Here is a 23,325-nt window from a genome sequence, read left to right as displayed (position 1 = left end):
GTGCCGCGGATTCCGCGTCAGGCGATGAGCGCCGCGCTGGAGACCGCGAGGGTATTCATGAGCCAGATGACGCCGGCCGGTGGGTCGATGTGCGTGTCGCCGTGGGCGTAGGCGAGCCGCGCGAAGTACTCGCCCGCGAAGCCCGCGAGGATGCCGAACGCGGTGCCGACGCTGATTGCGAGGAAGCCGGAGCCGGTCGCGTTGAAGAAGAGGACGGCGGCGAGGCCCGCGGAGATCGTCATGTGGTGGGTGACCGGGAACTTCAGGCCGCCTGCGACGAAGAAGATGCACAGGGCCGAGATCGCGAAGGGGATCACCTGAGCGTTCGCGATGATGGCCTCGGGATTCGCTGAGAGGGGTGCGATGTAGCCGACGAGCATGGTCGCGATGCCGGCGGCGAAGAGGCCGGAGGAGGCGGACACGGTGAGGAGCTGGCCGGGGGTCTCCTGCCAGTCGAGCCAGCGGGTGGTGCCCTCGGGCTTGGTGATCGAGTGGAGCACGCCGGTGCGTCCGAAGAGGATGCGGACGAGGACGCCGGAGCAGACGACGGTGAAGGCGATTGAGTCGGTGTGGGAGCCGAACCACGGGATGTGGGTGACGAGCCGCTGGAAGAGGTAGCCCCCGACGCCGAAGAGCGCGCCGATGAGGAGGACATCCGCTCTGCCGAGGCCGGCGAGCGGGCTGTTGACGTCCTTGCCGCCCGACGTAAGGTAGCCCTTCTTCGCCGCGTAGGCGGCGGCCGCGACGCCGCCGGCGAAGGCGATGTGCGGGCCGAAGGCCGGGCCGAAGGAGATGTAATCGAGGACCATCGTATTGCCGGTGGCTGCGGCGACGCCGAATCCGAGGAGGATCGTCACGCCTGTGAAGGAGAATGCGTAGTTCGCGCCGATCATTGTGCCGAACACTCCGCCGGCGGCGGCGAGAATGAGCCAGAAGAGGTCGAAATTGGACGCGAAGGTCGCAACTGCATCAGGTGTCATGTCTTCGTCCTTGAAGAGAAACGGGGCCCGTCTCGACGGTGAGTTGGGGCCGGAGGGGATCGTGCGAGCCTCGCCCCCGGAGGGGCGCTGGGGCCGCCCGCGCTCGCAAACGGGCGACCCCGTGTTCTGGGTCAGATCGCCGGTTCGTACGCCGGATCGGCATCGTAGGCTTCGAGGGCGGCGACCTTCGGTGCGGAGGCCGAGGTCTCGTCGAAGGTGTGGCCGAGCCATTCCTTCGCGAGCCGGCGCGCGAGTTCGAGGCCGATCACGCGTTCGCCGAAGGTGAGGACCTGAGCGTTGTTCGATTTGATGAGGCGTTCGACGGAGAAGGAGTCGTGCGCGACGGAGGCGCGGATGCCGGGGACCTTGTTCGCCGCCATCGCGACGCCCATACCGGTGCCGCAGACGAAGAGCCCGCGGTCGGCCCTTCCGTTGGCGATGAGGCGCGCGGCCTTGACGGCGACGTGGGGGTAGTCGACCTCCTCGCCCGGGGCGAGGCCGGCGTCGATGACCTCATCGACTCGGGGATCGGCTTCGAGGTCCTTCTTGAGGACTTCCTTGTACTCGATTCCGGCGGAATCCGCGGCGACGACGATTCTCAGTCCCACTGCTGCCTCCTTGCTCCGAATCGGGGCCTTTCTCGATCGGGCTCCGATGATTTCGATGACGTCATCGTGCCGAGGCCGGGGAGTCCGCCGCTGAAAATGCACCCAGGTGCGAGGGGCGTCTGGGTGCACGAATGTTGCGCGCATCATGTTCGTGACGCATGTGCGCGCTCGCACTGAGCGCGCCCCCGGTCACCGCCGGGAGCGCGAATGACGAGGCGGCCGCGAACCGAAAGGTTCGCGGCCGCCTCTGGTGTCAGGCCGTTGCGGGCGTCATCCGGCCTGGCAGACGGTGCCCTCCTCCGGCAGGGCGCCGGTGTTGAGGTAGTCGACGGCTGCCGCGTCGACGCAGCTCGAACGGTCGGAGAAGGAGGCTCCGTGGCCGGTCCCCTCGAGGGTGAGGAAGGAGGCTTTGCCGAGCTGCTCGGCGAGTTCCTTGCCGTGCTGGAAGGGGGTGGCGTGGTCGCCGGTGATGCCGATGACGAGGAGCGGGTTCTTCACCTTGGAGGCGTCGAAGGTGTCCGTGAAGTCCGTGCCGGTCTCGGGCAGCGACGCGCACTCGAACTTCGTGTACTCGGAGATCACCTCGTCGGTGAGCTCGGGGCCGCCGATGAACTCGGGGACGCCCACCTTCTTGATGTGCTCGATGAGGCCGGCGACGTCGGGCGTCTTCGGCGTGGAGGGGCAGACGGTGAGCTGGCCGGCGGTGTCGATCTCGGCGCCGCCGCTCGCGATCTGCGCGGAGAGCTCGTCGATCGCCTGCTGGTCGCCGGACTTGGCCTTGCCGAGGAGATCGAGGGAGGAGGCCTGGGCCTCGGGGAAGTTGTAGAGGGCGCTCGTGAGGAAGTCGCGGAGCACCGAGCCGGTGATCTCCGTGCCGTCGCTCGCCTTGAGCGGCGTCTCGTCGAGGGACTTCTTGTAGTCGAGCATCTCCCGTTCGGAGGTGAAGGGACAGGTGACGGGCGCGCCCTCCAGGGTGGTCATCTTCGTGCAGGAGTCGGCCAGGGCGCCGGCCGCCTTTGCGACGGCGACCTGCTGGTCGTAGTTGTGCTCGATGCTTCCCCACTTCGCGTTCTCGGCGGAGTCGAGGATCATGCGTCCGGCGGTCGAGGGGAAGAGGGTCGCGTAGGTCGCGCCGAGCATCGTCCCGTAGGAGTAGCCGAGGTAGTCGAGGCGCGGCGCGCCCGAGAGGACTCGGAGGAGCTCCATGTCGCGGGCGACGTAGGAGGTGCCCATGTAGTGGGCGACCGGGTTCGCCTTGGCGCATTCAGCGAGCTGCACGGCGCCGAGCTCGGACTCGGAGGGGCAGGAGACCGGGGTCGAGCGTCCGACGCCCCGGGGGTCGAAGCCCCAGGTCTCATGGGTCTCCATGACCTTGGCGTAGGCCGGGGTCGCAGGCATGGCCATCGCCTGCTGGACGCCGCTGGCGCCGGGGCCGCCCGGATTCATGAAGAGCGGGATCGCCTTATCGGGATCGCCGGTGGAGGGGATCCTCACGACGGCGAGGTCGATCGTCCTCGTGTCGGAGGGGTTCGTCCAGTCCATCGGCGCCTTCACGGTGCCGCATTCGTAAGCCGAGACGTCGACCTTGGCCTCTTCGAGGACCGGGGAGACCTGGTCGTCCAGTCCGTCCTCGGACGCGCAGGGGTGCCAGTCGATCTTCTGCTCGTAGATGCTCTTGTAGGTCCGCTGCTGCCATGCGCCGTCCAGGGTGGTGTCCGAGGCGAGGGGCGCTCCGGATTGAGCGCTCGAGTCCCGGGTCGGGGCGGCAGGCGAGCAGGCGGCGAGGCCGATCACGGCGAGCATCGCACTGGTGAGGGCGAGGGGCTTGCGCCAGGAGGCGCGGCCGGTCGTCATTGCGGTCACGGAAGGGGTCTCCTTTTCGCTGAGGTCGAGATGAAGCGGGGTGCGTTTGCCGGAGGTCCTGCCCGGGGTCACTGATCGGCTCCGTCGGCGATGGTGGTGCCTTCGGCGGGAAGAGTGCCGTTCACCAGGTAGTCGGCGACCGTCCGGTCGAGGAGCGGGGAGCGTCCGCCGAAGGAGAGTCCGTGCCCGTGCGCGTCGAAGGTGAGCAGACGGGCGTTGCCGAGCTGTTCGACGAGGCGCTCCGAGAAGGCGTAGGGCGTCGCGTGGTCGCCCTTCGTCCCGATGACGAGGATCGGGGTCTTCGTGTTGGGCGCGTGGAAGCTCGTGTTGATGTCGGTTCCGACCTCGGGGAGGACCGCGCAGCGCAGGTCGACGAAGTCGCCGATGGTCTTGTCGTTGACTTCGGGGCCGCCGATGAGCGCGGGCACGCCGGTCTTCTTCATGTGTTCGACGAGGCCGGCGACGTCGGGGGTCTTCATTGCGGAGTGGCAGGTGATGACCTCACCGGTGGGGTCGAAGAGGGGACCGGAGGGGGCTTCCGGGGCGCCCGACTGGGCGCCGTCGGCACCGGACTGGCCGCCGTCCGCCGGCTTGTCGGCGGGGGAGGAGCTGATACCGGCGAGGATGAGGAGTTCGTCGATGTCCGCCTGGGCCCCTCCGGCTGCCTTCTTCACGACGGAGAGGCGCTGGGCGCGTTCGGCCGGGGACTTGTAGAGCGTGTCGACGAGGAACTGGACGAGCATGCCGCCGGAGAGCTCGGCGCCGTCGCTCCCCTTCCAGGGGGAGGCGTCGAGGGAATCGCGCAGGGCGAGCAGGCCCTCGGTGTCGGTGAAGGGGCAGGTGGTCCCGTCAGCGCAGGTGGTCGCGATCATGGCGTCGATCTCTGCGGAGAGGGCGACCTGCTGGTCGAAGCCCGTGGTCAGGTGCGCCCAGTCGCCCGCGAGGGCGGAGTCGAGGACCATGCGCCCGGCGTTGCCGGGGAAGAGCGTGGCGTAGGTCGAGCCGAGGACCGTTCCGTAGGAGTAGCCGAGGTAGTCGAAGCGCTCGGCGCCGGTGAGGGAGCGCATCATCTCCATGTCGCGGGCGACTTGGGAGGTGCCCATGTAGCGGGTGAGGGGGTTCTTCGCGATGCATTCGGAGAGGCGGCGCGCGGGGATTGTCGAGGAGGACTGGCAGCCCAGGGGGCTCGAGGCTCCGACGCCGCGCGGGTCGACGGCGTAGACGTCGTACTCCTTGAGGACGGTGCCGAAGGTGGCCTGCTTCGCCAGGTCGAGGGCGAGCGAGGACGCGGTGAGGCCGGGGCCGCCGGGGTTGATGAAGAGGGGCTTGCCGCCCTTGCCGTTCTCCGAGCCCGCTGCCGCATCCGAGGCCTTGGAACGCAGCCTCATGACGGCCAGTTCGGTGGTCCGTTCATCTTCGGGATCGGCCCAGTTCATCGGGGCCTGCACTCGGGCGCAGTCGAAGTTCTCGGCGGTGATGCCCTGCTCCTTGGCGGCCTCGAGGCCCGTGGCGGTGAGTCCGTCTTCTTCGGTGCAGGGGCGCCATGCGATCTTCTGCTTGTAGAGGTCGGTGTAGGTGGATTGCTGCCATGCCGAGGTGAGGGAGACGTCCGAGGCGACGCGGGGCCCCGGATTCTCGCCGGCCCCCTTGAAGACGGTCGAGGGCGAGCACGCGGTCAGGGCGAGGGCCGCGAGGGCTGCGCTGGTGAGAGCGAGAGGTCGGCGCCAGGTGGAGCGGCCGGTGGTCGGTCGGGTCACTGAGGGATCTCCTTGCTGTGTGATCGTGTCCGTTGATCACGTGATGCGGTCAGGGCTTGCCTTCGGCGGATCGCCGAGGGCGCGGGCCGGGAAGGGGCGGGGTGTGCGCCCCGGGCGCCGATGGGCTCACGCTCTCAATGCTTCCTGAATGTTCCCTGGACGATGAAAGCGGCGGAATCGCGCGCTTCTGGGGCTCTCAGTGATGTTCCCTAAGGGGAAAATGCGGGGGTTCCCGGGTGCGCTACTCTGTCCCCATGATTGACGCAGCTCCTCGCGATTCGAAGTTCATCCTCACCCTGTCGTGCCCCGACCAGCCGGGCATCGTGCATGCCGTGTCCGGCGTCATCGGCGAGGTCGAGGGCAACATCATCCAGTCGCAGCAGTTCGGGGATCCCGATTCGGGCCTCTTCTTCATGCGCGTCGAGGTGGATTCTCCGGTCGGGCGGGGCCCGGTCGAGGACGGGCTGAAGCGGGTTGCGGAGCGTTTCGGGGCGACGTGGTCCCTCGATGCCCTGGGGCGTCCGCTGCGGACGATCATCATGGTGTCGCGCGAGGGCCACTGCCTCACTGATCTCCTGTACCGTCAGCGCTCGCAGGGCCTGCCGATCGAGGTCGTCGCCGTGGTCGGCAACCATCCGGATCTGGCGCCCGTCGCGCAGTTCTACGGCGTGCCCTTCCTCAACATCCCGGTGACGAAGGAGACGAAGGCGAAGGCGGAGGAGGAGCTGCTCGCCCTCATCCGCTCCGAGAAGGTCGAGCTCGTCGTCCTCGCCCGTTACATGCAGATCCTTTCGGACAAGGTGTGCGAGGAGATGTCGGGTCGGATCATCAACATCCACCACTCCTTCCTTCCGTCGTTCAAGGGCGCGCGCCCCTATGCGCAGGCCCACGATCGCGGCGTGAAGCTCATCGGCGCGACCGCACACTACGTGACGGCCGATCTCGATGAGGGGCCGATCATCGAGCAGGACGTCACCCGGGTGACGCACGCCGATTCGACGCCGGACATGGTGGCCCTGGGCCAGGACGTCGAGCGCCGGGTCCTCGCCCAGGCGGTCCGCTGGCACGTCGAGCGCCGCGTCCTCATGGACGGCTCCAGGACCGTCGTCTTCTCCCGCTGACGCCCCGGCCCCGCTCCCGCGAAGAAGCCTCAGCTTCGCCCCGTCGGGAGGCGAGTGGCGGCCCCTGCGGCGTCGTTCACGGGTGAACGAGCGCATCCGCGCAGTTCTCGGACGCGGAGTCGACTTCGATCGTCGTGTGCCCGATGGCGACCGGGAAGTGCGTCGCCGCGCATTCGCGGACGAGGGCGACCAGGGCGTCCCGGCCGCGCGCATCGAGCTCGGCGGAGACTTTCAGGTGCGCGGTGAGCGTGACGATTCCGGTTGAGATCGTCGAGACGTGAAGGTCGTGGACGTCCTCGACGCCCGGCATCGCTTCGAGGTGCGCGCGCAGCCGCGTGGTGTCGAGCCCTTCCGGTGCGGTTTCGAGGAGGATCCTCGCCGAGGCGCGCAGGAGGCTGAGGGCGCGCGGCGCCATGAATGCCGCGATCGCGAGTGAGGCGAGGGCGTCGGCTCCGCCCCATCCGGTCGTGAGAGTGACGATGGCGGCGAGGATGACTGCGAAGGATCCGAGTGCGTCGGCGGTGACCTCGAGGAAGGCCGCGCGGATATTGAGGTTGTCGTTGCGGCCTCCTGCGAGGACGGCGAATGACGCGGCGTTCGCGACCAGGCCGATGATGCCGACGACGAGTACCGGCAGGGGCTCCATCGAGGGCGGCGCGGCGAGGCGCGAGAGGGCTTCGACGACGATCACGGCGGTGAGCACCATGAGCATTCCGGCCTGCAGTCCGCCTGCGAGGACCTCCGCCCTTGCGAATCCCCATGATCGTTCGTCGGTGCGCGGCTTCGTCGCGAGGCGCGAGGCGATGAGGGCGACCGCCAATCCGGTCGAGTCGACGGCCATGTGTCCGGCGTCCGCTGCGAGTGAGAGGGAGCCTGAGATGAGCGCGGCGATGAGTTCGGCGACGAGAACGGTGCCCGTAACGGCGACGGCGATGTTCAGGCGCAGGCGAATCGACGCCGAGTCGGGCAGGGGGCGGGTGCGGCCGTGGTCGTGCGCGTGCATCTGAGAATCATCCTCCTTGTACCCCTGGGGGGTATTTCCTTCATCCATGTATACCCCTCCGCTCACGTGCAGTCCAGACCTCTTCGCGTCCCGGTGCTTGCTTCACGCTGATCTTTCGGAGAAATCCCTTCGAAAACGCCTGTGGAGCAAGCAGTCGGGCCCCGTTGCGGGACATGAGGCGCCCGAAGGGGCGTGGTCCCCGATGCGCGCGGGCGATCCGGCGCGCTAGGGTGGGGGAGTCGTGACTGGCGAACAGGTGGGAAACCACCGGGGAGCGATGAACTGGCATCGAGGCCGCCCGCCTGGGCCCAGATGTCGACCGAGAAATCGGCGGTTCGGAGAAACAGGAGAACCAATGGATTCCCTCAATGACATGACCCTTGCCGAGCTCGATCCGGAGATCAGGGCGGTCCTCGATCAGGAGCTCGAGCGTCAGCGGACGACGCTCGAGATGATCGCCTCGGAGAACTTCGTCCCCCGCGCGGTGCTCGAGGCGCAAGGATCGGTGCTGACGAACAAGTACGCGGAGGGCTACCCCGGCCACCGCTACTACGGCGGCTGCGAGTTCGTCGACGTCGCCGAGTCCCTCGCGATCGAGCGCGCGAAGAAGGTCTTCGAAGGCGCGGACTACGTGAACGTCCAGCCCCACGCCGGCGCGCAGGCGAACGCCGCGGCGCTCATGGCGATGGCGAACGTCGGTGACGCGATCCTCGGCCTCTCGCTCGCCCACGGCGGTCACCTCACCCACGGCATGAAGATCAACTTCTCGGGGAAGAACTACAGGGCCGTCGCCTACGAGGTCGACCGCGAGACGATGCGGATCGAGCCCGAGCAGGTCCGCGAAGCGGCGCTGCGAGAACGTCCGAAGGTCATCATCGCGGGCTGGTCCGCCTACCCGCGCCACCTCGACTTCTCGGCCTTCCGCGAGATCGCCGACGAGGTCGGAGCCGCCCTGTGGGTCGACATGGCCCATTTCGCGGGCCTGGTGGCAGCCGGCCTCCATCCGAGCCCCGTCCCCCACGCCGATGTGGTCACCACGACCGTTCACAAGACCCTCGGGGGGCCGCGTTCGGGCATGATCCTGTCTTCGCGCGGCGAGCAGTGGGGCAAGAAGATCAACTCCGCGGTCTTCCCCGGCCAGCAGGGCGGTCCTCTCATGCACGCGATCGCCGCCAAGGCAATCGCGATGAAGGTCGCGCAGACCGAGGAGTTCAAGGACCGCCAGCGCCGTACCCTCGAGGGCGCGCAGATCCTCGCCGAGCGCCTCGGAGCGGACGACGCGAAGGCCGCGGGCGTCAAGCTCGTCACCGGCGGAACCGATGTCCACCTCGTCCTGGTCGATCTCGTGGATTCCGTCCTCGACGGCCAGCAGGCCGAGGACCTCCTCCACGAGGTCGGAATCACCGTCAACCGGAACGCGGTGCCCTTCGACCCGCGCCCCCCGAAGATCACCTCGGGCCTGCGGATCGGTACCCCTGCGCTGGCCACGCGCGGTTTCGACGCGAAGGACTTCGCCGAGGTCGCCGACATCATCGGCACGACCCTCGTCCAGGGCGCCTCCGGCGCGTCCGTCGACGTCGAGGGGCTGCGCGCCCGCGTGAAGGCCCTCACCGACGCCCATCCGCTCTACGCGGGAATCGGCGAATGAGGGCGCCTTGGGAGGGGCCCGCGAAGGTCCTCGACGGTTCGGCGACCGCGGCCGCGATCAAGGCCGAGCTCGCCGAACGGGTGGCCGTCCTGCGCGAACGCGGTATCGTTCCCGGTCTGGGGACGATCCTCGTCGGCCAGGACCCGGGCTCGGTCGCCTACGTGGCGGGCAAGCACCGGGATTGCGCCGAGGTCGGCATCGCCTCGATCCGCGTCGACCTGCCCGAGACGGCGACCCAGGAGGAGATCGAGGCCGCCGTCGACAGGCTCAACGCCGACCCGGCCTGCACGGGCTACATCGTGCAGCTCCCCCTGCCCAAGGGGATCGATCAGAACGCGGTGCTCGAGCGGATCGATCCGGCCAAGGACGCCGACGGCCTCCACCCGACGAACCTCGGCCGCCTCGTCCTGCGCGCCTCCGGACCGATCGACTCGCCGCTGCCCTGCACGCCCCGGGCCGTCATCGAACTCATGACCCGTCACGGGATCGACCTCGCAGGCAAGGACGTGTGCGTCGTCGGCCGCGGCGTCACCGTCGGCCGATCCATCGGACTGCTGCTCATGCGCCGTGAGATCAACGCGACGGTCACCATCTGCCACACGGGCACCGCCGACCTCGCCGATCACGTGTCCCGTGCGGACGTCGTCGTGGCGGCCGCGGGATCGGTCGGCCTCATCACTAGGGACATGGTCAAGCCCGGAGCCGTCGTCCTCGACGTCGGCGTCTCCCGGGTCCTCGCCGAGGAGGGCAAGTCGCGCCTCTTCGGGGACGTCGCCGACGGAGTCGACGAGGTCGCCTCCTGGCTCTCGCCCAATCCGAAGGGCGTGGGGCCGATGACGCGCGCCCTGCTCGTCATGAATGTCGTCGAGGCCGCAGAACGCGCCGCCGAGTAGTGCTGCGGGGGCGGGCCCAGGGCCCGCCCCCGCGCCCGCTCGCGCCGATGAGAAGGGAAGTCCATTCATGCTGCCGCACGTCGATTCCGAGGTCGGGCGCCTCGTCTCCGTGCTCACCCACAGGCCGGGCAAGGAGATGAACAGGCTCACGCCCTCGAATATGGGCGAGCTGCTCTTCGACGACCTCATCTGGTTGGAGCGCGCCCAGGCGGAGCACGATGCGATGACCTCGCTCATGCGCGCCCGCGGCATCGAGGTGCTGTATTTCGCCGATCTCCTCGCCGAGGCGCTCGCCCAACCGGGAGGCCGTGAGGAATCCCTCGAGCTGGTCTTCACCGAGCGGACCGTCGGCCCCGCCGCCCTCGACGCCCTTCGGGACTTCGGCGCCTCCCTCGCCCCCCGCGACCTCGCCGAGGTTCTCATCGCCGGGCTGACGAAGCGCGAGCTCCTCGAGCGCGCGCCCGAACCGGCCTCGACGTGGATCTCGGGCATGGACCTCGACGACTTCATCCTCGCGCCCCTTCCGAACCATCTGTTCACGCGGGACACCTCCTCGTGGATCGCCGGCGGCGTCGCCGTCTCGTCGATGCGCAAGGCCGCCCGTCGCCGCGAGACTATCAATCAGGAGATCGTCTACCGCCTCCACCCGCGCTTCGCCTCGAAGGAGATCCCCTTCTGGAAGCACGGGACCCTCGACGGTTCGGCGACGATCGAGGGCGGCGACATCCTCAATGTCGGCAATGGCGCGCTCATCGTCGGCGCCTCGGAGCGCACGACCCCTCAGGGCGTCGAAAGACTCGCCCAGCGGCTCTTCGCGCAGGGGGCGGCCAGGGAGATCATCGTCCTCCAGATCGCGAAGAAGCGCGCCCAGATGCATCTCGACACGATTCTCACGATGCTCGATGAGCGCACCTTCACCGCTTACGCGAGGCTCGGACGCGTGCGCACGCAGGTGATCCGCCCGGGCTCGGGAGGCGCCCTCGAGATCACGGTCCATGAGGCGGAGGAGATGGAGTCGGTCTTCGCCGCGGCGCTCGGCGTCGATGAGATCCGAATCCTCACCGTGCCCGCGGATTCGCTCACCGCCGAGCGCGAGCAGTGGAACGACGGTTCGAACCTGCTCGCCCTCGAACCCGGGGTCGTCATGGCGTACGAGCGCAATGCGGCCTCGAACGACTTCTTCGCCGCCCAGGGCTTCGAGGTCGTGACCATTCCGGGTAATGAGCTCGGGCGGGGGCGCGGCGGCGCGCACTGCATGACCTGCCCGATCAACCGCGATAGCTTGTCCCGGCACTGAGGACCGCGCAGACTGATCCTCGAAGCCACCGCATCCGAAAGCCGACGGGCCCTTCCCGGGCCCCGATAGGAGACACCCGCTCATGACGCACCCCCTGCACGGACGCCACCTCCTCCGCGAGATCGACTTCACCCCCGCGGAGTGGCTCTCCCTCATCGACCTCGCCGCCGAGCTCAAGGCCGCGAAGCGGAACGGCACCGAGGTGCAGCGCCTCAAGGGCAAGAACATCGCCCTCGTCTTCGAGAAGACCTCGACGAGGACCCGCTGCTCCTTCGAGGTGGCAGCCTTCGACCAGGGCGCGCACACGACGTACCTGGACCCCTCCGGCTCCCAGATCGGGCACAAGGAGTCCGTCGCGGACACCGCGCGCGTCCTCGGGCGTTTCTTCGACGGCATTGAATACCGCGGCGACGACCAGTCGAAGGTCGAGCTCTTGGCGGAGCTGTCGGGAGTGCCCGTGTGGAACGGCCTCACCGATGACTGGCACCCCACTCAGATGCTCTGCGATGCGCTCACGATGCGCGAGCACGCGGGCAAGCCCCTGAGCGAGGTCTCCTTCGCCTACGTGGGCGATGCGCGCTTCAACACCGGGCGCTCGCTCCTCGTCAACGGCGCCCTCATCGGCGCGGACGTCCGCATCGTCGCCCCGAAGCAGCTGTGGCCCTCCGGCGAGGTCGTCGAGGCTGCCGAGGCGATCGCGAAGGAGACCGGCGCCCGGATCGCCCTCACCGAGTCGATCGACGAGGGCGTGGCCGGCGTGGACTTCGTCCACACCGACATCTGGGTGTCGATGGGAGAGCCGAAGGAGGTGTGGGACGAGCGGATCGCCCTGCTCAAGCCCTATCAGGTGAACGCCGCCCTCATGGCCAAGGCCGCTCCGGGCGCGAAGTTCATGCACTGCCTGCCCGCCTTCCACGACCGCAACACGACGGTCGGCGAGCAGATCTTCCAAGCGACCGGTCTTGCCGAGCTCGAGGTGACGGACGAGGTCTTCGAAGGCCCGGCGTCGATCGTCTTCGACCAGGCGGAGAACCGGATGCACACGATCAAGGCGGTCATGGTCGCCACCCTCGGCGACTGAACCGCGCACGAGGGCGGGGCCGGCCCTCCCGAGGGGGCGGGGCCGGCCGTTGAACACCGCCCTCCGGGCAGATGAAGGAGAGTCACGTCATGACCGAGCACGACGGCCCGGACCTCACCGATGCGCAGCGTGCGCACGTCCTCGGCGAGGCCCTCACGTGGATGCGGGAGTTCCGCGGGCAGATCATCGTCATCAAGTACGGCGGTCACGCGATGACGGATCCGGATGCGCAGGAGGCCTTCGCCTCGGACGTCCAGTTCCTCCAGCACGTCGGATTGTTCCCCGTCGTCGTCCACGGCGGCGGGCCGCAGGTGAGCGCGATGCTGTCGAGACTCGGGATCGAGACCCCCTTCAGGGAGGGCGTGCGCGTGACGACTCCGGAGGCGATGGAGATCGTCCGCATGGTCCTCACCGGGCAGGTGCAGCGGCGCCTCGTCTCGCGCCTCAACAGCCGGGACAATCTCGCGGTGGGCATCTCCGGCGAGGACGGCGCGCTCTTCAAGGCGAAGAGGCGCCGCGGGGTCGACGCTGCGGGCGACGAGGTCGATTTCGGGCTGGTCGGGGACATTTCGGGCGTCGATCCGGGCGCGGTCCTCGAGCTCCTCGAGGCGGGGCGCATCCCCGTGGTCTCCTCGATCGCGATCGACGAGGACGAACCGAGCCGCGTCCTCAACATCAACGCCGACGCCGCGGCATCGGCGATGGCGGTCGCCCTCAAGGCCTCGAAGCTCCTCATGCTCACCGATGTCGAGGGCGTCTACGCGGACTACCCGGATCCGGATTCCCTCATCCGGCTGACGACCGCCTCGCGGCTGCGCGCCCTAGGGGAGGCGGTCTCCTCGGGGATGATCCCGAAGGTGCGGGCGTGCCTCGAGGCCATCGAGGGCGGGGTCGGGGCGGTCCACGTCGTCGACGGCCGCGCCCCGCATTCGGTCCTCATCGAGGTGATGACCGACGAGGGCACGGGCACGATGGTCGTTCCCGATGAGAAGGAGGAGGCGGAGTGAAGATCTCGACCGTCAACGTCAACGGCATCCGAGCCGCGGCCCGCAAGGGCATGCACGAGTGGCTGAGCTCGGAGGACCCCGATGTGGTCCTCATGCAGGAGGTGCGGGCCGATGCCGGGATCGCCTCCGATCTGCTCGGCGAGGAGTGGCAGACCGTATCGGTCCCGTGCCGCATCAAGGGCCGTGCGGGCGTCCTCGTCGCCGTCCGCAGGGGGCGCGCCCTCGTCCTCGAAACCCGTGAGGTCCTCGACGGCATCGAGACGGATGCGGATTCGGGGCGCTGGGTGGAGGCCGTCGTCGAGGCCGAGGGCGGGCGCATGCGGGTGGTCTCCGCCTACTTCCATTCGGGTGAGAAGGACACGCCGAAGCAGGAGGCGAAGATGGCGCACCTGCCGAGGATCGGGGCGCGCCTGTCCGAGCTCCTGGCGAGCGGCGAGGACGTCGTCGTGGCCGGTGATTTCAACATCGTGCGCTCACGGATCGACATCAAGAACTGGACGCCGAATCACAACAAGCGGGCGGGCGTCCTCGACGAGGAGATCGCCTTCCTCGACGAGTGGATCGCCTCCGGGTGGCGCGATGTCGTCCGCGATCTCGCGGGCGAGGTCCAGGGCCCGTATTCGTGGTGGTCGCAGCGGGGCAAGGCCTTCGACAACGACACGGGCTGGCGGATCGACTACCAGTTCGCGACGCCCGGGCTCGCCGAGCGCGCGCGGGGGTTCTCGATCGCGAGGGCGGTGTCCTACGACGCGCGATTCTCCGATCATGCTCCCGTGAGCGTCGTCTACGCCTGAGGCCTCAGGGCTGCGAGGGCGCCCGCCCCTCGGCGTCATCGGGAACGTCGGCGTCATCGGGCGGGTCGGGACGGACCTCGCCGCTCACGGGGTCGTACTGCCAGGCGAGCGTCGCGGGGACGGATCGCGTGACGTAGTTCGGGGTTTCGAGGAAGTGGGTCGCGCGCGCCGAGGCCGGTTTCTCGGGCGCCGGGGGATCGGCGATCCACGCGCAGATGAGGAGGACTGCGCGGACTTGCAGGTTGATCCACAGGACGAGGGTGATGAGCGTCGCCGCCGTGGCGAGCAAAGGGCCCTTCGCGGCGCCGACGACGCTCGTTCCCGCGATGCGGAGGACGACCGAGGCGAGCGCGATGAGGACGACTCCCGGCATGAGTCGCCGCATCGGCACCCGGACCTGGGCGACGACGCCGATGAGCACCCAGGAGACGAGCGCGTACACGAGGAGCGCCAGGAGGGTGCTCAGGGCGTCGAGGAGTGCGAGGGGGACCCCGGAGGAATCGAGGCCGAGAAGGCCCGGGAGGGCCTCGCCCGTCATGTCCACGGCGACGCCGAGCCCCGCGCCGAGAACGAGGGAGAGGCCGAGGGCGAGGGCGCCGAGGGCGTTGCGCGCGATCAGGACGAGCGGATGGGAGGGGACGACCCGGATGGCGAACATCGCGCGGATCGATGCGCCGAACTGGCCGACCACGCTCACCGCGCTCCACGCCATGACCGCCAGGGCGATCATGCCGGTTGCGGACACGGCCCCGCTCATGACGAGCGACTCGGGATCGATGAGGCCCGAGGGGTCCTCGTCCGTCTTCAAGAGGTTCGGGATCGTCTGGGCGATTCCCGAGAAGAGGGCCTCCCGCATCGTCTCGTTCCCGCCGAGCACGGCCATGAAGGCCGTCACGGCCACGGTGAGGGCCGCGGTCAGTGACAGGAGCGAGGTGAGCGCCATCCCCGAGGACAGGAGCGGGCCGTTGGCGCCGTTGTAGCGCGCGAGGGCCCTGGCGATCCGCGTCCGGTTCCACCATTCGCCGAGCGCCGCGCCCTTCGCCGCGAGGCCCGGCGCCTGAAGGGCGGCCTTCAGCGAGGGGGAGGGTCGAGGGGAATGAGCGGCGTTCATGGTTCCACGGTATCGGCGCTCGCCTGCGCGCGCCCGTTCAACGCCGGGGGAGCGGCGCTGCGGGGCCGTTGGCGCGGGCTCATACCGACGCGGCTTCGAAGTCGAAGAGCGCCATCGTCGAATACATCTCGTTCGCGTCGACCCGGTCGAGGCGGAACCCGGGGACGAGCCAGGTCGCCTCGAAGGTGTCGCCGACGTCGAGGGCGAGGTCGAGGGCGGGGTCGTCGACGTCCTGGGCGAGGGTGACGTGCGGGTGATAGGGGAAGCGCTGGGGCACGTCGAGGGGGCCCGTGCGGATGTCCTCGGCGAGATCCGTGCATTCGGGGCCGCCCTCGGCGAGCGTGAGGAAGGCGACCTGGGAGAGGGGGCGGAAGGAGTCGCTCCCCCTGAGGGTGATGCGGAAGGGGCGGTGGTGCTTCGCGACCTCGCGGAGGTGACGGATCACTTCTGCGCGCTTCTCGGTCGGGAAGGGCGTCGGCGGCAGGATCGTGATGTGCGCGGGGACCCGGGATCCTTGAAGGTCGCCGAGGCCGAGTCGCAGATCGGTGAGCTGGGTGACCCAGGGTTCGGGGATGGCGATGACGACTCCGAGCCAGTCCTGATCGGGGGAACGCTGCGGGAGGAACATACTCGCCTTCGGGTCGGCCGGTTGGGTCCGGCCCGCGCTGCGGCGGGCCTGCACTACTATCGTAGGCGGCGTCCGCGCTCATGAGCCGGAATGGCGAGTGCGAAGCTTCGCGGCGCCGCTCGACCGAAGGAGGTGTGGTGAAGTGGTGACCTGGAATGAGGCCGCTTCCCGTGAGGAAGGCGCCGCTCAGGCGCGGGCACTGTTCGTTCAGACCTTCGGGGCCGAGCCCGCGGGGGTCTGGTCGGCTCCGGGCCGCGTGAACGTCATCGGCGAGCACGTCGACTACAACGGCGGGCCCTGCCTCCCGATCGCGCTCCCGCACCGCGCCTACGTCGCCGTCGCTCTTCGCGATGATCGGCTCGTCCGCCTCGTCTCGCCGCAGACGGCCGACGCGGTCGACGTCCTCGACCTCGATCGTGTCGCCCCCCGGGGGTCCGAGGGCGAGGTGAGGAATTGGGCGGCCTACCTCGTCGGGGTCGCTTGGGCCCTCGAACAGGCCGGATACGGGCCCCTGCCCGGATTCGACGTCGCCCTGTGGAACTGCGTGCCCAGGGGAGGGGGGCTCTCCTCCTCGGCCGCGCTCGAATGCTCGATGGCCGTCGCCCTCGACGAACTCGCGGGGCTCGGACTCGCCGGCGGCGCCGATGCGCCGAACGAGGAGGGGCGCAAGATCCTCGTCGACGCGTGCAGGCGCGCCGAGAACGAGATCGCGGGCGCGAACACCGGCGGGCTCGATCAGACGGCTTCGCTGCGCTGCGCGGGAGGGCACGCCCTCGAGCTCGACTGCCGCGACATGTCGACCGCGCTCATCCCCTTCGACCTGGCCGCGCAGGATCTGGAACTCCTCGTCATCGACACGCGGGCGAAGCACTCCCTCAACGACGGCCAGTACGCGGCCCGGCGGGCCGACTGCGAGGAGGCGGCGCGGATCCTCGGGGTGGACCTGCTCGTCGAGGTTTCCGACCTCGATTCGGCCCTCGGCTCCTTGGAGGAGGAGCGCCTGCGGATGCGGGTGCGCCACGTCGTCTCCGAGATCGCGAGGACGGGCGCCTTCGTCGAGATCCTCAAGGAGGGGCCGCTCGAGGGCGAGCGCCTCGGCGTGGCCGGAGCCCTGCTCACGGACTCCCACGAGTCGCTGCGCGATGACTACGAGGTGACCTGTCCGGAACTCGACGTCGCGGTCGAAGCGGCGCTCGCGGCCGGGGCTCATGGCGCCCGGATGACGGGCGGCGGTTTCGGCGGGAGCGCGATCGCCCTCGTCGATGCGGGGAGCGGAACGCGGGTCGCCGAAGCGGTTGCCGGGGCCTTCGAGCGGGCGGGCTTCACCGAGCCCCATTTCATGATCGCCGTGCCCGAGGGCCCCGCGGGCCGGGAGGCCTGAGGCGCTGCCTCCCTCCGCCGGGAGCACTGCCCGCCCCCGTCGAAAGCATCACTTATGCGCGTCGAGGGGATGCGGGCGTGACCTTTCCCGCCCGCTCCGATGGGGAACGAGGGCGATGCGGGTGGCAGAATCGGGCGTATGAATGCGCAGACCCCCTGGCTCGTCGTGGGCCTCGGAAACCCGGGCGCCGAATACGCTCAGACCCGGCACAACGTCGGTCACCTCACCCTCGATGTGCTGCTCGGGCGCGCCTCGGCGCAGTTCACACGCCACCGCACGGGCACGCGAACGGCCGACGTCCGCCTCGGGATGCTCCCCGGCGGCCTCCCGGGCCCGAGGGCGGTCCTCGCGATCTGCGAGTCGTACATGAACACGAGCGGCGGGCCGGTGGGGCGCCTCATGAGCTTCCTCAAGATCGGCCCGGAGAACCTCCTCGTCGTCCATGACGACCTCGACCTGCCGGCGCACGAACTGCGTCTCAAGCGCGGCGGCGGCGAGGGCGGCCACAACGGCCTCAAGTCGATCTCGCAGGTCCTCGGGACGAAGGACTACCACAGGCTGCGTATCGGCATTGGGCGCCCGCCGGGCCGCCAGGACCCGGCCGACTACGTCCTGGCGAGGATCTCCGCGAAGGAGCGCCCCGAATGGGACGTGACCTTCGAGGAGGCCGCCGACGTCGTCGAGGACGTCCTCATCCGCGGTTTCCCGCAGACCCAGCAGGCCCTGCACTCGAAGAACTCGGGGCGCTGAATCATGATCCTCACGGGACTCGCCCGCCTCATCGAATCCGACACCGCCTTGGACCGGGCGACGGGCTCGCTCGCCTCGGGGCGCTCCGGGGTCCTCGTCATGCCCAAGGGGGCGCGCCCGCCCGCGATCGCCGCGCTCGCGCGCAGCGCGCAGGCGAGGCCCGCGCTCGTCCTCACGGCGACGGGGCGCGATGCGGAGCGTCTGACGAACGCCCTGCGCTCGTGGATCGACGGCGTCGAGATGATGCCCGCCTGGGAGACCCTGCCGCACGAGCGCCTTTCGCCCCAGGTCGACACCATGGCCCGCAGGATCGCGGTCCTGCGCAGGCTGGCGCACCCCGTTGAAGGCGACAAGCATGCGGGTCCGATCTCGGTCCTGGTCGTTCCGATCAGGGCCTTCCTCCAGCCGGTGATCTGCGGGCTCGGAGAGCTCGAACCCGTGCGTGTGCATCCCGGGGACCGCGTCGACCTCGAGGATCTCGCGCACCGGCTGGCCGCCCTCGGCTATGAGCGGGTCGACATGGTCGAATCGAGGGGGCAGCTGTCCGTGCGCGGAGGGATCCTCGACGTCTTCCCGCCGCAGGAGGCCCACCCGGTGCGCGTGGAGCTGTGGGACGACGAGGTGGATGAGATCCGCGCCTTCTCCGTGCAGGACCAGCGCACGCTCAGCCTCCTCGAGGAGGGGCTGTGGGCCCCGGCCTGCCGCGAACTGCTCCTCACCGACGCCGTGCGCGCCCGCGCCCGCGACCTCACCGATGACCTGCCCGGGGCGGCGGAGATGCTGTCCCTGGCGAGCGAGGGCATCGCGGCGCCCGGAATCGAGTCCCTCGCGCCGCTGCTCGCTTCGGGCATGGAGCGGCTCGTCGACCTCGTTCCGAAGGATTCGCCGATCCTCGCCGCGGATCCGGAGCGCATCCGTGCGCGCGCCGCCGACCTCGTGGCCACGACCGAGGAGTTCCTCGCCGCGGCGTGGTCCGTCGCCGCGGGCGGGGGAGCGACCCCGCTTCAGGCCTCGGCCGCCTCCTTCCTCCACCTCGACGATCTGATCGCCGAGGGCGGCCGCCCCTGGTGGGAGCTCACGGAACTGCCCCCGGCCGAACTGGCCGGAATCGATGAGGACGCGCACGAGTCCGTCGAGGACGGGGCTTCGCCCTCGGGGCCCCGGGCGAGCGTCGTATCGCCGACGCTCATGCGCATGGGGATGCGCGAGGTGCGCCCCTACCGGGGTGATTTCGCCGCGGCGTGCCACGACCTCAAGGCCCTCGCGGATGCGCGCTGGACGATCGTCGTCGCGACGGAGGGGCCCGGGCCCGCGAAGCGCATTCGGACGATCCTCGCCGAATCGGGCCTGCACGCCGCCTTCGTCGAAGACCTCGGGCAAACGCCCGAAGCGGGATCGATCCTCGTCACGACTGCGCAGGCCGAAGCGGGTTTCGTCGCCCCCGAGCTCAAGCTCGCGATCCTCACGGAGTCCGATCTCACCGGGCGTGCGGGGGCCTCGACGCGCGACATGCGCAAGATGCCCTCGCGCCGCAAGAAGGGCATCGACCCGCTGGCCCTGCACCCGGGCGACTACATCGTTCACGATCAGCACGGCATCGGCCGTTTCGTCGAGCTCGTGTCCCGGACCGTGGGGCGCGCCGACTCGGCCGTGACCCGCGACTACCTCGTCTTGGAGTACGCGCCCTCGAAGCGCGGGCAGCCGGGCGACCGCCTCTACGTGCCGACCGATTCCCTCGACCAGATCTCGAAGTACACGGGTTCGGATCAGCCGGCGCTGACGAAGATGGGCGGCGCCGAGTGGGCGAAGACGAAGGCGCGCGCGAAGAAGGCGGTGAACGAGGTCGCCAAGGAGCTCATCCGCCTCTACGCCGCCCGGCAGGCGACCAAGGGCCGCGCATTCGGGCCGGACACGCCCTGGCAGCGCGAGCTCGAGGACGCCTTCCCCTACGTGGAGACACCGGACCAGTTGGTGACGATCGATGAGGTCAAGGCGGATATGGAGAAGTCGGTCCCGATGGATCGTCTTCTCACCGGCGATGTGGGCTACGGCAAGACGGAGATCGCGGTCCGGGCGGCTTTCAAGGCGATCCAGGACGGGGCGCAGGTGGCGCTCCTCGTGCCGACGACCCTGCTCGTCCAGCAGCATGTCGAGACCTTCACGGAGCGCTACGCCGGGTTCCCCGTTTCGATCGCGTCCCTGTCGCGCTTCTCGAGCGCGAAGGAGGCCGAGGAGGTGAAGGCGGGCCTGGCTTCGGGCAAGATCGACCTCGTCATCGGCACGCACTCCCTGCTCACCGGGACCGTGTCCTTCAAGAACCTCGGGCTCGTCGTCATCGACGAGGAGCAGCGCTTCGGCGTCGAGCACAAGGAGACCCTCAAGGCGCTGCGCACGGACGTCGACGTCTTGTCGATGTCGGCGACGCCGATCCCGCGCACGCTGGAGATGGCGGTGTCGGGCATCCGCGAGATGTCGATCCTCCAGACGCCGCCGGAGGAGCGCCAGCCCGTCCTCACTTTCGTCGGCTCCTATACGGATCAGCAGGTGAGCGCTGCGATCCGGCGCGAGCTCCTGCGAGACGGCCAGGTCTTCTTCGTTCACAACCGGGTCGATTCGATCACTTCGGTGGCCGCCCATGTTCAGGAGCTCGTCCCCGAGGCGAGGATCCGCGTCGCGCACGGCAAGCTCTCCGAGCACCAGCTCGAGGAGGTGATCGTCGATTTCTGGAATCACGAGTTCGACGTCCTCGTCTGCACGACGATCGTGGAGACGGGCCTGGACATCTCGAACGCGAACACGCTGATCGTGGACCGGGCGGACGTCTTCGGCCTCTCCCAGCTCCACCAGTTGCGGGGCCGCGTGGGCCGAGGGCGCGAGCGCGCCTACGCCTACTTCTTCTACCCGGGCGATAAGACGCTCACGGAGACCGCGCACGAGCGCTTGAAGACGATCGCGGCGAATACGGATCTGGGCGCGGGGCTCGCGGTCGCGCAGAAGGACTTGGAGATCCGGGGTGCGGGCAACCTGCTGGGCGGCGCCCAGTCGGGGCACATCGAGGGCGTGGGCTTCGACCTGTACGTGCGGATGGTCGCCGACGCGGTCGCCATGTTCAAGGGCGAGGTCCCCGAGGTCAAGCCCGCCCTGAGGCTGGACATCCCGGTCGACGCCCATATCCCCGAGTCCTACGTGCCGGGGGAGCGTCTGCGCCTGGAGGTGTACGGGAAGATCGCGGCCGTGGCCACCGCCGAGCAGGAGGCTGATCTGCGCGACGAGCTCGCCGACCGTTACGGTCCGATCCCGCGTCAGGTCGAGTTGCTCTTCGCGGTCGCGAGGATGAGGGAGCTCCTGCGGTCGCGCGGACTGGAGGAAGCGGTCCTCCAGGGGAAGTACCTGCGCGTGAATCCGATCGAACTGCGCGAATCGCAGGTCCTGCGGCTCAAACGGCTGCATCCCGGCACCGTCATCAAGGCGGCGGTCCGTCAGCTCCTCGTGCCCGTGCCGATGACCAAGCGCATGGGCGGCGATCCGCTCACGGACGAGTCCTTCCTCGAATGGCTCGAGGTCCTCGTCACCAAGGTGCTCACGCCTTTTGAGCGGTAGCGCGGCTGCGTGCCGGGAGCTCGATTCCCGGTTCTGCTTCGTGCTAGGGCACTCGCAGTTCGTGGAGGGGATCGCGGGCAGACGCCCACGCCGCAGGGAGGACCGCCAAGGTGCAGGAGCTGAGGACGAGGGCCGAGGCGCCTGCGCAGACGAAGGCTCCTCCGGGAAGGGGCGCGCCGCGTGCGAGGAGCAGGACGAGCCCTGCTCCCGTGCCGAGGAATGCTCCGACGATGGAGGCGAGTGCGACCTGGCCGATGGTGAGGACGAGGATGGTCGTCCGTGTCGCCCCGAGGGCTCGTCGGCGCCCGAAGTCCTTGCGGCGCATGAGGACCGTCCCCCAGACGACGATCATCGCTGAGACTGCTGCGATCGTGAGCGTCGCGAGGATGAGAGTCCGGTTCGAAGAAGTGAGCGAACCGTCGAGGGCGGTGCGAAGCGCGGCGAACTGCTGCGAAGAAGCGAGGGTGTAGGTCGAGGAGGGGATCCCCGACAGATGATCGATGACGAGTCGTTCAACGAAGGGGAGATTCGCTGCGGAGTCCGCGACGATGAGGATCGATGCGACCGGTGTGGTGGGATCGGCGCGAGTCGGGATGAGGATCGTCGGGACGTAGTCGTCGAGGAACTCCGGGAGTGCTTCTTCTGCGACGACTTGGAATTCCGGGCCGTCATCGATGGTGCGCACCGCTCCGCCCGAGGGTGCGAGTCCGAGTCGGTCGAGGACGCCGGGAGAGGCGATCGCCCTGACGGGGACGGGCGGATGGGACTTGTCGAGCCGATCCTCTCGTTCGGTCGCCCAACGCCCGTAGACGCGCCGTGCGCTGACACGAGGCGCCCCGGAGTCGGTGCGGGCCGACACGTCGAAGACCTCGGAGAAGGCCGTGGTCTGAGCGACGATGTCGTATCCGGCGAGTGCGTTTGCGAGTCCTAACGTGAGCGGGGAGTCGGATTGGGCGGTGCGGATGGTGAGGGATCGCGTGCCCATGTCGTCGATCGTCGAGAGGATCTGCTGCTGGCGTCCCGCGGCGTAGCCGGCGGTCGCGATGACTGAAGCCGTGGCGATCGCCATGATGAGTCCGACGACGAGGGAGGCAAGGCGCTGGGCGAGCGCACTCGCGCGGATCTCTCTCAGCAGGGGGAGCGGGGAGGTCATTCGCCCTCCCCGATATCGATGCGCCGATCGGCGAGGGCGGCGATCGGCGCATCGTGGGTGACGACGATGACGAGCGCTCCTTCGCGGGCCCTCTCGGCGAGGATCTCCATGACGAGTCCGCCCGTGCGGGAGTCGAGGTTGCCCGTCGGCTCGTCGGCGAAGATCACAGTCGGATCACTCACGAGTGCGCGGCACAGTGCGATCCTCTGCGCCTGCCCGCCCGAAAGCTCTCCGGGGCGCCGATGCGCCGGAAGATCGAGTCCGACGGCGTCAAGGAGTTCTCGGGCGCGTGTTTCGGCCTCGCGACGGGACTGTCCGCGGTAGAGAGCGGATTCCGTGATGTTGTCGAGGACGGAACGCGTCGGGTCGAGCGCGGCGTCCTGGAAGATGAATCCGCATCTCTCCGCGCGGAAGCGCGAACGGGCGGAGTCTGTGAGCGCGTCGATCCTCGTCCCCTCGAAGACGATCTCGCCGGAATCCGGGCGCAGGAGGGTCGCGAGGAGGAAGAGCCTCGTCGACTTGCCCGTCCCGGAGCCTCCTGTGATCGCGGTGAGCGAGCCGGATTCGAAGGAATCGGACCACGCGTCGACGACGGGAGCCGGGGTGCGCGGGTAGGCGAAGGCGACCCTCCGCGCTTCAAGGAGCGGCAT

General features: G+C 69.2%; 19 protein-coding genes and 1 riboswitch. Of the genes, 10 read left to right on the top strand and 9 right to left on the bottom strand.

Annotation, left to right across the window (positions count from 1 at the left end; genetic code table 11):
- Positions 1-17: 17 nt before the first annotated feature.
- The 4 genes from HD592_RS09215 to HD592_RS09200 form a co-directional block, all read right to left on the bottom strand.
- Entirely contained in the window at positions 18-980 is a 963-nt protein-coding gene (locus HD592_RS09215; protein ID WP_184453576.1) for a DUF7973 family transport facilitator, read from the bottom strand.
- A 131-nt stretch (positions 981-1,111) separates the two neighbouring features.
- Positions 1,112-1,588 carry a ribose-5-phosphate isomerase gene (locus tag HD592_RS09210; protein ID WP_184453574.1) on the bottom strand — a complete coding sequence of 159 codons (477 nt, stop codon included), beginning with the start codon at positions 1,586-1,588 and terminating at the stop codon, positions 1,112-1,114.
- Between the two features lie 270 nt (positions 1,589-1,858).
- Positions 1,859-3,442: an alpha/beta fold hydrolase gene (locus HD592_RS09205; RefSeq protein WP_246430141.1), complete on the bottom strand. Its 1,584-nt coding sequence runs from the start codon at positions 3,440-3,442 to the stop codon at positions 1,859-1,861.
- A 77-nt stretch (positions 3,443-3,519) separates the two neighbouring features.
- Positions 3,520-5,208 carry an alpha/beta fold hydrolase gene (locus HD592_RS09200; protein WP_184453570.1) on the bottom strand — a complete coding sequence of 563 codons (1,689 nt, stop codon included), beginning with the start codon at positions 5,206-5,208 and terminating at the stop codon, positions 3,520-3,522.
- A gap of 254 nt (positions 5,209-5,462) precedes the next feature.
- Here HD592_RS09200 and purU point away from each other — a divergent pair, with 254 nt between their 5' ends.
- Positions 5,463-6,329 carry a formyltetrahydrofolate deformylase gene (purU, locus tag HD592_RS09195; protein WP_184453568.1) on the top strand — a complete coding sequence of 289 codons (867 nt, stop codon included), beginning with the start codon at positions 5,463-5,465 and terminating at the stop codon, positions 6,327-6,329.
- A 76-nt stretch (positions 6,330-6,405) separates the two neighbouring features.
- Here the strand turns inward: purU and HD592_RS09190 are convergent, their stop codons facing one another.
- Positions 6,406-7,380, bottom strand: a complete 975-nt coding sequence (locus tag HD592_RS09190; RefSeq protein WP_184453566.1) for a cation diffusion facilitator family transporter — start codon at positions 7,378-7,380, stop codon at positions 6,406-6,408.
- Between the two features lie 183 nt (positions 7,381-7,563).
- A riboswitch (ZMP/ZTP riboswitch) is annotated at positions 7,564-7,647 on the top strand.
- A gap of 40 nt (positions 7,648-7,687) precedes the next feature.
- Here HD592_RS09190 and glyA point away from each other — a divergent pair.
- The 6 genes from glyA to HD592_RS09160 all read left to right on the top strand — a co-directional run bounded on the left by glyA (position 7,688) and on the right by HD592_RS09160 (position 14,052).
- Positions 7,688-8,980 carry a serine hydroxymethyltransferase gene (gene glyA / locus HD592_RS09185; protein ID WP_221437871.1) on the top strand — a complete coding sequence of 431 codons (1,293 nt, stop codon included), beginning with the start codon at positions 7,688-7,690 and terminating at the stop codon, positions 8,978-8,980.
- Positions 8,977-9,873, top strand: a complete 897-nt coding sequence (locus tag HD592_RS09180) for a bifunctional methylenetetrahydrofolate dehydrogenase/methenyltetrahydrofolate cyclohydrolase (RefSeq protein ID WP_184453563.1) — start codon at positions 8,977-8,979, stop codon at positions 9,871-9,873. The genes glyA and HD592_RS09180 overlap by 4 nt, the downstream gene beginning before the upstream one ends.
- A 67-nt stretch (positions 9,874-9,940) precedes the next feature.
- Positions 9,941-11,170: an arginine deiminase gene (locus tag HD592_RS09175; RefSeq protein WP_184453561.1), complete on the top strand. Its 1,230-nt coding sequence runs from the start codon at positions 9,941-9,943 to the stop codon at positions 11,168-11,170.
- A gap of 82 nt (positions 11,171-11,252) precedes the next feature.
- Positions 11,253-12,251: an ornithine carbamoyltransferase gene (gene argF, locus HD592_RS09170; RefSeq protein WP_184453559.1), complete on the top strand. Its 999-nt coding sequence runs from the start codon at positions 11,253-11,255 to the stop codon at positions 12,249-12,251.
- An 89-nt stretch (positions 12,252-12,340) separates the two neighbouring features.
- A complete protein-coding gene (gene argB, locus HD592_RS09165; protein ID WP_184453557.1) occupies positions 12,341-13,258 on the top strand; it encodes an acetylglutamate kinase in 918 nt (305 codons plus the stop codon).
- Entirely contained in the window at positions 13,255-14,052 is a 798-nt protein-coding gene (locus HD592_RS09160) for an exodeoxyribonuclease III (RefSeq protein WP_184453555.1), read from the top strand. The genes argB and HD592_RS09160 overlap by 4 nt, the downstream gene beginning before the upstream one ends.
- A gap of 4 nt (positions 14,053-14,056) precedes the next feature.
- Here HD592_RS09160 and HD592_RS09155 read toward each other — a convergent pair whose 3' ends face one another.
- Both HD592_RS09155 and HD592_RS09150 read right to left on the bottom strand, forming a co-directional pair.
- A complete protein-coding gene (locus HD592_RS09155; RefSeq protein WP_184453553.1) occupies positions 14,057-15,163 on the bottom strand; it encodes a YhjD/YihY/BrkB family envelope integrity protein in 1,107 nt (368 codons plus the stop codon).
- Between the two features lie 79 nt (positions 15,164-15,242).
- On the bottom strand, positions 15,243-15,791 hold the full coding sequence (locus HD592_RS09150) for a 2'-5' RNA ligase family protein (RefSeq protein ID WP_154476403.1): 549 nt from the start codon (positions 15,789-15,791) through the stop codon (positions 15,243-15,245).
- Positions 15,792-15,933: 142 nt separating this feature from the next.
- Here HD592_RS09150 and galK point away from each other — a divergent pair, with 142 nt between their 5' ends.
- From galK to mfd, 3 genes are all read left to right on the top strand, one after another.
- Complete coding sequence (galK, locus tag HD592_RS09145) at positions 15,934-17,172, top strand: galactokinase (RefSeq protein ID WP_184453551.1); 1,239 nt, start codon at positions 15,934-15,936, stop codon at positions 17,170-17,172.
- Between the two features lie 138 nt (positions 17,173-17,310).
- Positions 17,311-17,922: an aminoacyl-tRNA hydrolase gene (gene pth, locus HD592_RS09140; protein ID WP_184453549.1), complete on the top strand. Its 612-nt coding sequence runs from the start codon at positions 17,311-17,313 to the stop codon at positions 17,920-17,922.
- A 3-nt stretch (positions 17,923-17,925) separates the two neighbouring features.
- The gene (mfd, locus tag HD592_RS09135) at positions 17,926-21,522 is read left to right on the top strand and encodes a transcription-repair coupling factor (RefSeq protein ID WP_184453548.1); all 3,597 of its coding nucleotides are present in this window, start codon (positions 17,926-17,928) and stop codon (positions 21,520-21,522) included.
- Positions 21,523-21,565: 43 nt separating this feature from the next.
- Here the strand turns inward: mfd and HD592_RS09130 are convergent, their stop codons facing one another.
- On the bottom strand, positions 21,566-22,675 hold the full coding sequence (locus tag HD592_RS09130) for an ABC transporter permease (RefSeq protein ID WP_184453546.1): 1,110 nt from the start codon (positions 22,673-22,675) through the stop codon (positions 21,566-21,568).
- Complete coding sequence (locus HD592_RS09125; protein ID WP_184454604.1) at positions 22,672-23,325, bottom strand: ABC transporter ATP-binding protein; 654 nt, start codon at positions 23,323-23,325, stop codon at positions 22,672-22,674. Before HD592_RS09125 ends, HD592_RS09130 begins: the two co-directional genes overlap by 4 nt.

It is taken from the genome of Schaalia hyovaginalis (assembly GCF_014208035.1).
GTDB lineage: Bacteria > Actinomycetota > Actinomycetes > Actinomycetales > Actinomycetaceae > Pauljensenia > Pauljensenia hyovaginalis.
Note: the sequence above shows the minus strand (reverse complement) of the source record. Positions and strands in the feature narration are given on the sequence as shown.